This is a genomic window from Faecalimicrobium sp. JNUCC 81 (genome assembly GCF_053667625.1).
Window position 1 is genome coordinate 1,373,010 of the sequence record NZ_CM132203.1, and the last position, 16,017, is coordinate 1,389,026.

Below are 16,017 nucleotides of genomic sequence, written 5' to 3' on the forward strand. Positions count from 1 at the left end.
GTAATTTATAAAGGGGGATTTTATGAGACGTTTATTTGATAATATAGATGAATGGAAAATAATTCAAAATAGTATAGAATTTAATGAAAATAGATTAGCAGAATCAATAATGAGTTTAGGTAATGGTTATATGGGCATGAGAGGTAACTACGAAGAAAGTTATTCAAAGGATAGTCACAGAGGTTCATATATAGCAGGAGTATGGTTCCCTGATAAAACTCGCGTTGGCTGGTGGAAAAACGGATATCCTAACTATTTTGGCAAAGTTTTAAATAGTGTAAATTATATAGGAATAGACATATTTGTAGATGGAGAAGTTTTAGACTTAGGTAAAGTAAAAGTTAAAGATTTTTATAGAGAATTAGATATGAAAAATGGAGTGTTAACTCGTAAATTTATTGCAGATATTTGTGGAAAAGAGATAGAAGTAAATGTCGTAAGATTTTTAAGTATAGCTAAAAAAGAAATGGCAGTTATAAAATATGATGTAAAAGCATTAAACTTTGATGGAGAGATAACATTTAGACCATATTTAGATTCAAATGTTAGAAATGAAGATTCAAACTATGATGAAGATTTTTGGGTTCATATATCATCAGATTCTAAAGAAAATTATGGAAGCTTAATAGCAAAAACTAAGGAAAATTTATTTAAAACAGAAGTATTTACTATAGGCGCTACTATGAATATAAGTGCTAATAAGAATAGCAAATTATTAAGCTGTATGAACAAAAAAGGTTATAGTGAAAATAGGTTAGTATTTGATATAAAAAGAGATGAAATAATATCAATTGAAAAATATGTAGCGATAACTACTACAAGAGATTATGAAGAGAATGAACTTTTAGATAAATGTAATAAAATACTATCTAAAGAGATAGATAAAGGCTATGGAGTATTAATTAAAGAACATAGTGACAAGTGGAATAAAAGGTGGGAAACTGCTGATATAAAAATATACGGAGATAAATCAGCTCAGCAAGGTATAAGGTATAATTTATTCCAATTATTTTCAACATATTATGGAGAAGATGCAAGACTTAATATAGGTCCAAAAGGATTTACAGGGGAAAAGTATGGAGGAGCTACTTATTGGGATACAGAGGCATATTGTTTACCAGTATATTTAGGAGTTGCCGATAAATCAGTATCTAGAAATCTTTTAGAGTATAGATATAATCAATTAGATCCAGCTAAAATACAAGCAAATAAATTAGGTTTGGATGGTGCTTTATATCCAATGGTTACATTTAATGGTGAAGAATGCCATAATGAGTGGGAAATAACTTTTGAAGAAATTCATCGAAATGGAAGCATTATATATGCAATATATAATTATACAAATTACACTGGTGACTATGAATATATAAAAGAAAAAGGTATAGATGTAATAGTTGAAGTTGCAAGATTTTGGGCAAGTAGAGTTCATCTATCAGCTAGAAAAGGATTATATATGATTCATGGGGTTACAGGGCCGAATGAATATGATAATAATGTAAATAATAACTGGTACACTAACTTTATTGCAAAGTGGTGTTTAGAATATGCGGTTAAAAATATAAAAAAATTAAAAGTAGAGTGTATGGAATCTGTAAAAAGAAATAATGTTACAGATAAAGAAGTTGAAAAGTGGTTAAATATAGCTAATAAAATGTATCTTCCTTATGATGAAGAATTAAATATAATTGTTCAACATGATGACTTTTTAGATAAAGAATTTATAAAGGTATCAAATTTACCTAAAGAAAATCTACCTTTAAATCAAAACTGGTCGTGGGATAAAATATTAAGATCTTGTTTTATAAAACAAGCAGATGTATTGCAAGGAATGTATTATTTTTCAGATGAGTTTAGTTTAGAGGAAAAGAAAAGAAACTTTGACTTCTATGAGCCATATACAGTACATGAGTCATCATTATCTTCATGTATATATTCTATAATAGCATCTGAAATAGATAATTTAGAGAAAGCTTATGAGCTATACTCAAGAACTGTAAGATTGGATTTAGATAATTATAACAATGATACTGAAGATGGTCTTCATATAACTTCTATGTCAGGAGCATGGTTATCTATAGTGCAAGGATTTGCAGGAATGCGAACATATAAAGAAACTTTAAGTTTTAACCCTAAACTTCCAGATAAGTGGCAAGGATATTCTTTTAATATTAATTATAGGGATAACAAGTTGAAGGTTTCTATAAATAAAGATTTAATAAGTATAGAAAATTTAGTTGGAAACCCTATAGAGGTAGTGATATATGGAAATAAGTATATAGTTAATGATAAATTAGAAGTTTAAACTAAGTTACTATAAAAGAACTGATTAGTGTATCTAATCAGTTTTTTATTTATTATGAATTAATAAAGACAATCGTTTGCATAAGTTTTTATTAAAATTATATAAAAATAATTAAAAATTAAAATTAAAGTTGAAAAAACTTGAAAATGTTTTCACCGGATGCTATAATCAATATATAAAAGAATAAAAATTAAGAAAATTTCTTATATTTTTTTGTTACATTATGCAATCGATTGCATAATGTAACACTTATAATAAAAAGAAAGGGTAGGGGGAATATGAGTAAAATAAAATTAGGATCATTTGATTTTTGGCAAAAGTTTGGAAAAGCCTTATTAGTAGTGATAGCTGTTATGCCAGCTGCAGGACTTATGGTTTCAATCGGAAAACTTATAGGAATGTCATCAGATATGCAATTAATAGCTACAATTGCTAGAGTAGTTGAAGACATAGGTTGGGGAATAATTGGAAACTTACACATCTTATTTGCAGTAGCAATAGGTGGATCTTGGGCAAAAGAACGTTCAGGAGGCGCATTTTCAGCTCTTATAGCATTTATATTAATAAATCGTATAACAGGATCAATATTTGGAGTAAATTTAGATATGTTAATAGATCCTTTAGCAACAGTAACTTCATTAACAGGAGCAGAACTTTTAGTTAAAGATTACTTTACATCAATACTAGGAGCTCCAGCACTTAATATGGGTGTATTTGTTGGTATAATTTCTGGATTTATGGGAGCGGTATTATATAATAAATTCTATAACTTTAGTAAATTACCTCAAGCATTAGCATTCTTTGATGGAAAACGTTTTGTACCTTTTGTTGTTATAATTGCTTCAGTAATAGCGTCAATAGTATTATCAATAATATGGCCATTTGTTCAAGGTGCTTTAAATGCTTTTGGTATGTGGATAGCTTCATCTAAAGATACAGCACCAGTACTTGCTCCATTTGTATATGGGACACTTGAAAGATTATTATTACCATTTGGACTTCATCATATGATAACAGTTCCAATGAATTATACAGAGTTAGGTGGAGTATATGAAATAATAACAGGTTCAGCAGCAGGAACTATGGTTGCAGGCCAAGATCCGTTATGGCTTGCTTGGATAACTGACTTAATAAATTTAAAAGATGCAGGAAATATAGCAGGATATAATAGTTTATTAACAACTATTACACCAGCTCGTTTTAAAGCAGGTCAAGTAATATTATCTACAGCATCACTTGCAGGTATATCTATTGCAATGTATAAGAATGTTGATAGTGATAAATTAAAAAAATATAAACCAATATTTTTATCAGCGCTTCTTGCATGCTTCTTAACAGGAGTTACAGAGCCAATAGAATTTATGTTTATGTTTATATCACCAGTATTATATGCGGTATATGCAATACTTACAGGTCTTGCATTTGCATTAGCAGATTTAATAAATTTAAGAGTACACTCATTTGGTTTTATAGAATTTTTAACTCGTACTCCAATGTTAATTAAAGCAGGATTGACTATGGATTTAGTAAACTTTGTATTATCTTGTATAGCATTCTTTGCTTTAAACTTTGTTACATTTAATTTCTTGATAAAGAAATTTGATATAGCAACACCAGGTCGTAATGGGAATTATATAGAAGATGGAGAAGAACAATCATCTTCTAAAACTACAGATAATAGTGAAAAAGATATGTTATCAGAAAAAATAATAAATCTACTTGGAGGATCAGATAATATTGAAGATGTAGATGCATGTATGACTCGTTTAAGGGTTACAGTTAAGGATACTTCTATAGTATGGAATGAAAAGCAATGGAAAGAAAATGGAGCATTAGGTCTTATAATTAAAGATAGAGGAGTTCAAGCTGTATATGGACCAAAAGCAGATGTATTAAAATCAAATATCCAAGATATATTGGGGGTATAAAATTGAAGCTTTTAACTTTAAATTGTCATTCATGGCAAGAAGATAAACAATTAGAAAAAATAAAATATATAGCAAAAAATGTAAATGAAAATGACTATGATGTTATAGCACTTCAAGAAGTAAGTCAGAAAAAAAGTTCAAAAGTAGTTTATGAAAATATAAAGGAAGATAATTTTGCTTTAGTATTACAGAAAGAACTTGAGAAACTTGGAAATTTCAATTACAACTTTTTCTGGGATATGTGTCATATAGGATATGATATATATGAGGAAGGGATTTGTCTTATAACAAAGCTTTCGATTCATAAAAAAGAAAGTTTTTTTATAACAAATAGTAATGATTATGAATTTTGGAAAACTAGAAAAATAGTTAAATTAAAATCAAATTATAAAGGTAAAGAAGTAAGTTTTTATTCATGTCATTTGGGGTGGTGGCATGATAAAGAAGAACCATTTATAAATCAGGCTAATAAATTACTTGAAAATATAAAAGAAGAAAATATAGCTTTTATTATGGGGGACTTTAATAATAATGCAAATATAAAAAATGAAGGCTATGATTATTTATGCAAAAATCTTATAGATACATACTATTTATCAATTGAAAAAGATGATGGTGTAACTGTTGAAGGTAATATAGCTGGATGGGATTATAATGATGAAAAATTGAGGCTAGATTTAATACTTAGCAATAAAAAAGTAGAAGTAGTAAGTTCTAATGTGATATTTAATAATATAAATAAAGATATAGTTTCAGACCATTATGGAGTAGAGATTGAGGTAAAAATATAATAAGTTTATAGGTATACTGTGGAGGACAAATAATGAAAAAAATATGGTGGAAAGAAGCTGTTGCATATCAAATATATCCAAGAAGCTTTAATGATTCAAATAATGATGGAATAGGTGATATAAGAGGAATAATTGAAAATTTAGACTATTTAAAGGATTTGGGTATAGATGTTATATGGGTATCTCCATTTTATAAATCGCCAAACGATGATAATGGATACGATATAAGTGATTATCAAGATATAATGGAAGAGTTTGGAACAATGAAAGATTTCGATAATCTTTTAAAAGAAGTACACAAAAGAAATATGAAGCTAATAATAGATTTAGTTATAAATCACACCAGTGATGAGCATCCATGGTTTATAGAATCAAAATCATCTAGAGATAGTAATAAAAGAGATTGGTATATTTGGAGAGATGGAAAGGATAATAAAGAACCAAATAACTGGGAAAGTATATTTAAAGGTTCTGCTTGGGAATATGATGAAAATACTAAACAATATTATCTTCATCTATTTACAAAGAAACAACCAGACTTGAACTGGGAAAATGAAGATATGAGACGTAGAATATATGATATGATGAACTGGTGGTTAGATAAAGGTATAGATGGTTTTAGAGTAGATGCTATAAGTCATATAAATAAAGAAAAAGATTTAAAAGATATGCCAAATCCTGATAATTTAGAATACGTACCATCATTTGATAAGCATATGAATGTAGAAGGAATACATAAATATCTTAAGGAATTAAAAGAAAATACTTTTGATAAATACGATATAATGACTGTTGGAGAAGCTAATGGAGTAAAAACAGAAGATGCTCATATGTGGGTAGGGGAAGAAGAAGGTAAGTTTAATATGGTATTTCAGTTTGAGCATATAGACCTTTGGAATAATAAAGTAGGAGAAAAACTTGACTTAGTAAAATTTAAAGAAGTTATAACTAGGTGGCAAGAGGGACTTTATAAAACTGGTTGGAATGCACTATTTATAGAAAATCATGACATAGCAAGATGTGTATCTTCACTTGGTGATGATAAAAACTACTGGTATGAAAGTTCTACTTCATTAGGATTGATGTATTTTATGTTACAAGGAACTCCATTTATATACCAAGGACAAGAGATTGGAATGACAAATGTAGCTTTTAACTCTATTGAAGATTATGATGATGTAAGAACTAAAAATTACTATTATATAGAACTTAATAATGGTAAAACTCATGAAGAACTTATAAAAGAAGTATGGGAAACTTCAAGAGATAATACTAGAACCCCGATGCAATGGGACGATAGTATAAATGCTGGATTTAGTAAAGTAAATCCATGGATGAAACTTAATCCTAATTATATAAATATTAATGTAGAGAATCAGTTAAATAATGAAAAATCAATACTATTTTTTTACAAGAATATGATAAAAATAAGAAAAAGTGATGAGTTATATGTATATGGTAAATACGATTTATTACTTAAAGAAGATGAAAATATTTATGCGTATACAAGGACTTTTAAAGATAGACAAGTTATTGTTATATGTAATATAAGTGATAAGATCTTAGAGTGTGATCTAAAAAACTTTAAATTAAATCACAAAAACTTAATACTATCAAACTATAATGTGGATAATCATATTGAATGTTGTAATATAAATTTAAGACCATATGAATGTAGAATGTATAGATTAAAATAAAAATACTAGATAATTATCTAGTATTTTTTTATAAGCAAATATAATAAATTTTATAGCTTTATTGTTGATTTGTTGGAGGTGTAAATACTTTTGTTGCAAGATCATCATCCATCATATATAAAGCAGCTGGATTTTCTTTAGACCTTTTTACTCTTTTTAATAGAGAACTAAAGTTATTTTCTTCTTCAACTTGTTCGTCTATAAACCATCTAAGAAGACTCATTGTAGAGTGTTCTCTTTCTTCAGAAGCTAAATCAGCAAGTTCATATATTCTACTTGTTACTAATTGTTCATGCTCATAACCTTTTTCAAATGCATCAATTATATCCTCGAATTTAGTGTTAGGTTTAGGAACAGCCTCTAATTCTACAACACCATTTTTTTGGAATACATAATCATAAAGTTTCATAGCGTGGAATAATTCCTCTTCAGCTTGAACTCTAAAGAAATTAGCGAAACCACTTAAATCAATAGACTCAGCATAAGCAGACATTGCTAAATAAGTGTAAGAAGAATAAAATTCAAAGTTAATTTGATCATTAAGTTTTTTTAATAATACCTCGCTTAGCATATGTATATCTCCTTTATAAAATATTTTTATTAGATATTAGTTTGCCCGAAATATATTTCATATATTTCAATAAAATTCTTTAATTGTGAAAACGTGTACAAGTTAAATATATCACTCGTGGTAAATTATGTAAATAAAGGTTGGTTATTTGTAACTATTTAGAGTAATCTAAGAAACTAATTAAAAAAGAAGTTTTTATAAATTTAATATTGAAGAAAATAAGCTATCATAATACTATAAAAATATATGCAGTAAAATCTTAGTAGTAGGCAACAATTTCTAAATAATTAGGAGGTAATATATGAGTAATTTAAATTGGGCAATAATAGGTCCTGGAATAGCGGCAACAGATTTTGCGAACGCTATAAATAACGTTAATAAAAGTATATATGCAGTTTTTGCAAGAAATATTGAAAAAGGAAAAGAGTTTGCTAATAAATATAATATTGAAAAGGTATATGACAATGTAGATAAAATGTTAGATGATGAAAATATTGATGTTGTATATATATCAACACCTCACTGTAACCATTATGAATTTATAACTAAAAGTTTAGAAAAAAACAAACATGTAATTTGTGAAAAAGCTATTACGGTAAATAATAGTCAATTAGAAAAAGTAGTCAATTTAGCAAAAGAAAAAAATTTAATACTTACTGAGGCAATGACAATTTATCATATGCCATTGTATAAAAAGCTACGTGATATAATCGATAGTGGTAGAATAGGGAAGTTAAAAATGATACAAGTATCTTTTGGAAGTTGTAAAGAATATGACGTTAATAATAGATTCTTTAGCAAAGAATTAGCAGGTGGAGCACTTTTAGATATAGGTACATATGCACTATCTTTTGCAAGGTTCTTTTTATCGAGTCAACCAAATGAAGTATTAACAACTGTTAAAGAATTTGAAACAGGAGTAGATGAACAATCAGGAATAATTTTAAAAAATGATAATGATGAAATGGCAGTTGTATCTCTTACAATGAGGTCTAAGATGCCTAAAAGATGTATAATAGCGGGAGAATTAGCATTTATAACGGTTGATAATTTTCCAAGAGCTTGTAGTGCCTTAATAACTTATACAGATGGTTCTAGCGAAAAAATAGAAGTAGGAGATACATCAAAAGCATTAGAGTATGAAGTAGAAAATATGAATAGTTACATATTAAATAAATTAAAGAATAAAAATTTAGAATTGTCTATTGACGTTATGAATTTAATGGATAATGTTAGAAATCAGTGGGAAATAAAATACCCATTTGAATAATAAAAACCTCATGTTTTAAGCATGAGGTTTTTATTAATTTAAGTAAAATTTACCAAGGTTTTGCCCAATCGCTATAATGGTACTCATCTTTCCATACTAAGTCAGTAGTTATATGAAAATCGCCATAGCTTTGAGTTGATTTATAATAAATATTTACCACTTCAAATTTAGAAGCTAAATCTTTATTAATTATTATCAAGTAATCATCAACTTTGAATACTTCATCTTTTTCAGTAGGATCATCCAGAGCTACATTAAATATAGGTCCATATCAAGCTATGCTTTTTAAGTATACTCTAATATTATTACTATCTACATTATAGTCTTTTATCATATTATCAAGAGCAACTTTTGCCATTTCAGTTATATTTATAATCATAATAAGCCTCCACTTAAATAGTATAAATTATATTATTGCCAGATATTTTACTATTTATAGTTTTGTATATCCTACATTAGCCAAGTTTAAAAGCTCTAATGCATATTCATCAACTCTATAATCATTTCTATAATAAATATGTTTTATACCAGATTGGATAAGAGCTTTTGTACAGTTTAAGCAAGGAAAATGAGTTACATATATACTGCACTCTTTAACTTTTATACCTTCCTTAGCACAGTAATATAGTGCATTTTGTTCAGCATGTATAGTTCTTATACAATGGCCATCTCTCATTTTATGCTCAGTATCGATACAGTGATCATCACCTGAAATACTACCATTATATCCAGTACTAACTATTCTATTGTCTGAGTTTACAATAACAGCTCCAACGAAAGCTCTATCACAAGTTCCTCTTTGTGCTATACTTTCGGCTATACCCATAAAATATTCTTCCCATGAACTTCTCATATAAATAAGCCTCCAAATTTCTATAGTATTATACATATTTATATTACTATAAATTAGGTATTATAAAAAGTGGATAAGTAATATTTCAAACTATGTTAGTATATAAAATATAAGTAATAAAAAAATAGTATAACTATTAAGGATGATGTTAATAAATACATAAAGTTGAAGAAAGGATGATATATATGGTAGAAATTAAAATATCTGATGAACTAAAGAAGAAATGTCCTCAAGTAGCAATAGGATGTATTGAGGCAAATGTTGATGTTTATGATGGTTGTGATAAATTATGGAAATTAATAGATGATAAATGTAGTACTATAAGAGAAAGTATTACACAAAGTGATATATTAAAAATAAAAAATATAGATGCATCTAGAAAAGCATATAAAAGTTTAGGGAAAGATCCAAGTAGGTATAGACTTTCATCGCAATCATTGGTTAAAAGAGTAGTAAAAGGTATGGAATTATATAAGGTAAATAATATAGTAGATATAAATAATTTAATATCACTTAAAAGCTTTTTTTCAGTAGGAACATATGATTTATATAAGGTAAGTGGTGTAATATATTTTAATGTAGGCTGCAATGAAGAACGTTATGATGGCATTGGTAGAGGATCAATTAATATAGAAAATCTACCTGTGTTTGAAGATGAAAAGGGGAAATTTGGAAGTACTACATCAGATTCAGTAAGAGCCATGACAACTAAAGATACTAAGCATATACTTATGAATATAATTTCCTTCAATGGATATGAAGAGCTAAATGATTATATAGAATACGGTATAAAATTATTAAAAAAATACTCTAATGCAACTATTTTAGACAGCAAGGTAATAAAATAAAAGGGTGAATCATTTCACCCTTTTATTTAAATCACTACTTGTAAAGACGTTAACAAAACAATTATAGATGTTACACAAATAGGTATAACAACAGATGTAACAAAAATATCTTTATAAGATTCCTTGTGTGTTAATCCACAAATAGCTAATGTTGTTATAACCGCTCCATTGTGAGGGAGTGTGTCTAATCCACCCGAAGAAAGTGAAGCTATTCTATGAAGTATCTCAGGTGATATATTTAAAGCCTGACTCATATTAATATAAGTTGGAGCTAAAGCATCAAGGGAGATACCAAGACCACCAGAGGCAGAAGCTGTAAGTCCGCAAATAAGGTTTACTGATAAGGCTTCAGATATTATTGGATTTGATGAAATTCCAAATACAAATGATTGAATAACTCCAAACACAGATAGAGATTTTATAACGCTACCATATCCAACTATTGCACTTGAATTAAGCAATGGCCTAAATGAATTTGATACTCCAGTGTCTAATACACTTTTCATATTTTTTATAGACTTTAAATTAGTTACTATTATAAATAAATCTGCTAGAACAATAGCTATAATTACACTCCATATACCAGAAACACTACTTAATGTTGTATTATATTTACTTAAATAACTTCCATCTATATTAGGGTAATACAATTTAGAAAAAATTAAATTAGTAATGAATATTATTAATATAGGAAGAATAGATAAAAATATATTTGGCAAATTATCTAAATTTCCTTTAATTATTTCTTCTTTATGATTTCCATAACCTTCATTATTAGACCTTGCAGATTTAGCTCGTTTTGTTAACCAAATCATACCAAGGCTCAGCATAAGAATACTTGCAAATATACCAATAATAGGAGCTGCAAAAGTGTCTGTTCCAAAATACTTCATAGGAATTACATTTTGGATTTCAGGTGAACCTGGAAGTGCCGTCATTGTAAAGGTAAAGGAACCTAATGCAATTGTTCCAGGAATAAGTCTTTTAGGAATGTCTGCTTCTTTAAATAACATACTTGCAATAGGATATAAAATAAATGCAACTACGAATAAAGATACACCTCCATATGTAAGTAAAGCTCCAGACAATACTACTGCTAAAATTGATTTATCTTTTCCTAGTTTTATAGTAATAAAGTGTGCAATTGATTTTGCATAACCTGATTCTTCCATTAATTTTGCAAAAATTGCTCCAGTCATAAATAATGGAAAATAATTTTTTATAAAGTTAGAAAAACCAACCATATAAACTTCTGTATAGTTAGCCATTAGATGACTATCAAATCCAGTTGTAACTAATATAGTAATTATTGCAATTATTGGTGCGGTAATAATAGTTGAGTATCCTTTATAAGCGAGATACATTATAATTGCTAATGAAAAAATTAAACCTAAGATGCTAATCATTTTATTATATTGTCAAAATAAATGACAAACTCCTTTCTTTTTAATGAATTAAAAATATATAAATTTTATTTATATATTACCCTAAGGATATTTATCTACACAGCTTAAGTATTAAAAATAAAAAATACTACAATTTACATATAAAATTTAATATGATAAAGTATAATAGTTAGATGGCTAATGATTAGCCATCTAACTATTATACTTTGGAGGTGTTACATATTAAAGAAGATAGAAGACATATAAATAATGGAACTCTACATGCTGCATTAATGAAGTTAATGAGAGCACATCGTAAAAATGCAAAAAATGAATTTTTAAAAATAGGGTTAACGCAAGGAAAGCCTAAAATACTAGATTTTCTTATAGATAATTCAGGCTGTAGCCAAAGAGAGTTAGCAAGTTATTGTAAAATAGAGCCTGCTACAGCTACAAGTATATTAGCTGGAATGGAAAAAGAAAATCTTATATATAGAGAAAGAAATCCAAAAGATAAAAGAATTTTAAATGTATATTTAACTGATAAGGGCAAAGAAGTTCAAAGAAGAGTTGATAAGATATTTATTGACTTAGATGATAAATGCTTTAAAGATTTTTCAGAAGAAGAAAAATCTCAAACAATATGTATTTTAAATAAGATTTATATCAACTTAGAAAAAGGAGATAAATAAATTGGTTAAGTTATTAAAATATTTAAGAGGTTCAGCGATAATTTGTGCAATTTTAGCACCTATTACAATGAGCCTAGAAGTAATAATGGATTTATTACAGCCCACTCTTATGGCAAATATTATTGATATAGGTGTTGCAAATGGAGATTTATCATATGTATTTAATATTGGATTGAAAATGATAATCACAGCTATTATAAGTTTTGTAGCTGGTATATCGTGTTCATTTTTTGCATCTATAGCAGCTATGAAAATGGGAGAAAATTTAAGACAAGGAATATTTGATAAAATACAGACACTTTCATTTTTAGAAATAGATAAATTTAAAACATCATCACTTATTACAAGACTTACAAATGATGTTACTCAAGTTCAAAATATGGTACTTATGGGACTTCGAATTATGGTAAGAGCACCGCTTCTAGCAATTGGTGGATTATTTATGGCAATAAGATTAAGCTCAAAATTATCTCTTATACTAGCAGCATCGATACCTATAATAATAGTATCTGTTGTTTTTATACTAAGAAAATCAATGCCTTTATTTAAGGTAGCTCAAGAAAAATTAGATAAGATAAATACCGTTATGCGTGAAAGTATATTAGGGGTTAGAGTCATTAAATCATTTACTATAGAAAAAAATCAAGAAAAGATATTTAATGAAGTTAATAGTGAATTAATGAATAATAGCATTAAATCTCAAAATATGAACCTAGTACTATGGCCCATTGCATCTTTAATAATGAATTTAACAGTTGTAGCTGTTTTATGGATTGGTGGGAATATGGTTAATACAGAAAGTCTTGAGGTTGGTAAAATTATGGCATTTATAAACTATTTAATGCAAATAATGAACTCAATAATTATGGTTATAGGTATAAGTTTAAACTTCTCAAGAGCAAAAGCATCATCAGATAGAATAAATGAAGTTTTAAATACAGAAAGTTCTATAAAAGATTCAAAAGATTCTGTTGAAATTAATAACTTTGATATAGAGTTTAAAGATGTTTGCTTTAAATATAATAAGCATAGTGAGCTAGTACTTGAAAATATATCATTTAAAGCAAAGCAGGGTGAAAAAATAGGAATAATAGGGTCTACAGGATGTGGTAAAAGTTCTTTTGTAAACTTAATTCCAAGACTTTACGATGTAACTAGTGGAGAAGTTTTAATTGGTGGAGTTAACGTTAAAAATATAAGACTAAAAGATCTTAGAGACAATATAGGTATAGTTTTACAAGATAGTATATTATTTTCAGGTACGATTGAAGATAACTTAAAGTTTGGAAATGAAAATGCAGATATGAAACTAATGGAATCATCTTCAAAAGATGCCCAAGCGTATGAATTTATAAAATCTAAGGAAGATACTTATAAGAGTATAGTAGAACAAAGAGGCAAAAACTTATCAGGAGGGCAAAAGCAACGTCTTTCTATAGCAAGAACTTTAATGAAAAATCCTAAAATACTTATAATGGATGATTCATCAAGTGCACTTGATATGGCAACGGAGGCTAAACTTCAAGATGCAATAAATTCTAGAATGAAGGAATTGACAGTTATTACAATAGCACAAAGAATATCTGGTGTTATGGAGGCTGATAAAATCATTGTATTAGATGACGGTAAAATATCTGATATGGGAACTCATGATGAATTATTAAAAAATAGTGAAATTTACAAAAGCATTGCAGTATCACAATTAGGTGAGGAGGTGACATCAATTGTCTAAGAGTAAAGTAAATCCTCTTGCAGGGAATAGGCATAATCAAAACTTTAGTGGTAAAAGAGAAAAACTTAAAAATCCAAAGGAAACAATAAATAGATTACTAAAGTACTTAGGTAATAAAAAAATAGCATTATTATCAATATTTATATTTTGTATAATAACTACTTTAGTCAGTATAGTAGGTACAAAATTAAATGGAGATATAATTGATAAATATATAGTAGTTGGAGATATTGATGGGCTTTTAAAAATATGCTTAGTTTTAATTGGAATGTATGTAATAGGTACAATAGCAACTTTTATTCAAAATAGACTAATGGTAAATATAGCTCAGAAAACATCAGCAGATATAAGAAGTGATTTATTTAAAAATATGCAAAACCTACCTTTAAGATATTTTGATACTAGCTCAAGCGGAGACTTAATGAGTAGACTTACTAATGATGTTGATAATATAAACACTACATTATCTCAAAGTATAGCTCAATTTTTCTCAGGTATAATAAATATATTTGGTATGCTTATAGCTATGCTTATGCTTAGTCCGAGTTTAACTTTAATAGGATTAATAACAACGCCTATAATGTTTTTAACAACTAGACTTATTATGAAAAATACACAACCATTTTTTATTAATCAACAAAATGAATTAGGTAAATTAAATGGGTATATAGAAGAAATGGTTTCTGGTCAAAAGGTAACACTATTGTTTTCACAAGAGAAAAAAGCTAAGGAAGAATTTTCAAAAATAAATTCAAACCTTACTAAAAGTGCAATATATGCACAGGCTTTATCTGGTTGCATGGGTCCGATTATGAATACAATTAGCAACTTTACATATTTAATATTAGCAGTTTCTGGAGGGTATTTTATATTATCAGGAATGGATTTAACTGTAGGTGTAGTGTTTACAATAATTCTTTATATGAGAAACTTTAATAGACCTATAAACGAGATGCTAAATATTGCAAATACAATACAATCTGCATTAGCTGGAGCTGAAAGAGTGTTTGAGGTTATTGATGAAGAGAAAGAAGAAGATAATAAAAATGCAATAGAAGTTAATGATTTATATGGAGACGTATGCTTAAAAGATGTAGACTTTTCATATCAAAAAGATAAAAAAATACTTAGAAAAATAAATTTAAAGGCATCAAAAGGCCAAACTGTAGCAATAGTAGGTCCAACTGGATCTGGGAAAACTACTATAATAAATTTACTAAATAAATTTTATAATATAGATAGCGGGAAAATTACTATTGACGGAGAAGATATTAAAAATATAAAGATGAGTAGTTTAAGAAGGTCGATATCAATAGTGCTCCAAGATACATTCTTATTCTCAACAAGTGTTCGTGAAAATATAAGATATGGAAATCTTAATGCAAATGACAAGGAAATCGAAGAAGCAGCAAAACTTGCTAATGCAGATCACTTTATAAGACAATTACCAGATGGATATGACACAGTCTTATCTGATAATGGGAGTAATTTATCTCAGGGACAACGTCAATTACTTTCAATTTCAAGAGCTATGCTTTCTAAGTCTTCAATACTAATACTTGATGAAGCTACATCATCAATTGATACTCGTACAGAATCTCATATTCAGGAAGCTATGGGTAACCTAATGGAAGGAAAAACTACATTTATAATAGCGCATAGATTAAGTACTATAAAAAATGCAGATATTATACTTGCAATAAAAGAAGGAGAAGTAATAGAGAGAGGAACCCATAATGAATTATTAGAAAATAATGGTTTCTATGCAAATCTTTATAATAGTCAGTTCAGAACAGGTCTTAGTATATAGATAACAAGATAAATAATACAGGTTAAAATAAGTTGTTACTAGATTTTAAATAGTGACAGCTTATTTTATATTAAAAGGGTTTTACAAAATGATTTAAAAGTTAAATAAAAAATAAATTATAATTGATTATAGGGTTTT

General features: G+C 27.7%; 13 protein-coding genes. 9 read left to right on the forward strand and 4 right to left on the reverse strand.

Going from position 1 to position 16,017, the window contains the following annotated elements; all coding sequences use genetic code 11:
* The first annotated feature begins 22 nt into the window (after positions 1-22).
* The 4 genes from JNUCC81_RS06850 to JNUCC81_RS06865 all read left to right on the forward strand — a co-directional run bounded on the left by JNUCC81_RS06850 (position 23) and on the right by JNUCC81_RS06865 (position 6,718).
* The gene (locus tag JNUCC81_RS06850) at positions 23-2,302 is read left to right on the forward strand and encodes a glycoside hydrolase family 65 protein (RefSeq protein ID WP_454095899.1); all 2,280 of its coding nucleotides are present in this window, start codon (positions 23-25) and stop codon (positions 2,300-2,302) included.
* A 278-nt stretch (positions 2,303-2,580) separates the two neighbouring features.
* Positions 2,581-4,230, forward strand: a complete 1,650-nt coding sequence (locus JNUCC81_RS06855) for a PTS transporter subunit IIBC (protein WP_454095900.1) — start codon at positions 2,581-2,583, stop codon at positions 4,228-4,230.
* A 2-nt stretch (positions 4,231-4,232) separates the two neighbouring features.
* The gene (locus JNUCC81_RS06860; protein WP_454095901.1) at positions 4,233-5,021 is read left to right on the forward strand and encodes an endonuclease/exonuclease/phosphatase family protein; all 789 of its coding nucleotides are present in this window, start codon (positions 4,233-4,235) and stop codon (positions 5,019-5,021) included.
* A gap of 32 nt (positions 5,022-5,053) precedes the next feature.
* Positions 5,054-6,718, forward strand: coding sequence for a glycoside hydrolase family 13 protein (locus JNUCC81_RS06865; protein WP_454095902.1), 1,665 nt, complete (start codon positions 5,054-5,056; stop codon positions 6,716-6,718).
* 58 nt (positions 6,719-6,776) lie between these two features.
* Here JNUCC81_RS06865 and JNUCC81_RS06870 read toward each other — a convergent pair whose 3' ends face one another.
* Complete coding sequence (locus JNUCC81_RS06870; RefSeq protein WP_454095903.1) at positions 6,777-7,289, reverse strand: ferritin; 513 nt, start codon at positions 7,287-7,289, stop codon at positions 6,777-6,779.
* A gap of 301 nt (positions 7,290-7,590) precedes the next feature.
* Here JNUCC81_RS06870 and JNUCC81_RS06875 point away from each other — a divergent pair, with 301 nt between their 5' ends.
* Positions 7,591-8,559: a Gfo/Idh/MocA family protein gene (locus JNUCC81_RS06875; protein WP_454095904.1), complete on the forward strand. Its 969-nt coding sequence runs from the start codon at positions 7,591-7,593 to the stop codon at positions 8,557-8,559.
* Between the two features lie 49 nt (positions 8,560-8,608).
* Here the strand turns inward: JNUCC81_RS06875 and JNUCC81_RS06880 are convergent, their stop codons facing one another.
* Together JNUCC81_RS06880 and JNUCC81_RS06885 are read right to left on the reverse strand one after the other, a co-directional pair.
* Positions 8,609-8,758 carry a hypothetical protein gene (locus JNUCC81_RS06880; protein ID WP_208333637.1) on the reverse strand — a complete coding sequence of 50 codons (150 nt, stop codon included), beginning with the start codon at positions 8,756-8,758 and terminating at the stop codon, positions 8,609-8,611.
* 234 nt (positions 8,759-8,992) lie between these two features.
* A complete protein-coding gene (locus tag JNUCC81_RS06885) occupies positions 8,993-9,412 on the reverse strand; it encodes a deoxycytidylate deaminase (RefSeq protein WP_454095905.1) in 420 nt (139 codons plus the stop codon).
* Positions 9,413-9,597: 185 nt separating this feature from the next.
* Between JNUCC81_RS06885 and JNUCC81_RS06890 the strand changes: the two genes are divergently transcribed.
* Positions 9,598-10,260, forward strand: a complete 663-nt coding sequence (locus JNUCC81_RS06890; RefSeq protein ID WP_454095906.1) for a B3/B4 domain-containing protein — start codon at positions 9,598-9,600, stop codon at positions 10,258-10,260.
* Positions 10,261-10,286: 26 nt separating this feature from the next.
* Here the strand turns inward: JNUCC81_RS06890 and JNUCC81_RS06895 are convergent, their stop codons facing one another.
* Positions 10,287-11,666, reverse strand: a complete 1,380-nt coding sequence (locus JNUCC81_RS06895) for a GntP family permease (RefSeq protein ID WP_454095907.1) — start codon at positions 11,664-11,666, stop codon at positions 10,287-10,289.
* Positions 11,667-11,878: 212 nt separating this feature from the next.
* On the opposite strand from JNUCC81_RS06895, the gene JNUCC81_RS06900 reads away from it, so the two are divergent.
* The 3 genes from JNUCC81_RS06900 to JNUCC81_RS06910 are packed head-to-tail and all read left to right on the forward strand — an operon-like array spanning position 11,879 to position 15,879.
* Positions 11,879-12,337: a MarR family winged helix-turn-helix transcriptional regulator gene (locus JNUCC81_RS06900; protein ID WP_454095908.1), complete on the forward strand. Its 459-nt coding sequence runs from the start codon at positions 11,879-11,881 to the stop codon at positions 12,335-12,337.
* A gap of 1 nt (position 12,338) precedes the next feature.
* Positions 12,339-14,069, forward strand: coding sequence for an ABC transporter ATP-binding protein (locus JNUCC81_RS06905; RefSeq protein WP_454095909.1), 1,731 nt, complete (start codon positions 12,339-12,341; stop codon positions 14,067-14,069).
* The gene (locus JNUCC81_RS06910) at positions 14,062-15,879 is read left to right on the forward strand and encodes an ABC transporter ATP-binding protein (RefSeq protein WP_454095910.1); all 1,818 of its coding nucleotides are present in this window, start codon (positions 14,062-14,064) and stop codon (positions 15,877-15,879) included. Before JNUCC81_RS06905 ends, JNUCC81_RS06910 begins: the two co-directional genes overlap by 8 nt.
* Positions 15,880-16,017: the final 138 nt, after the last annotated feature.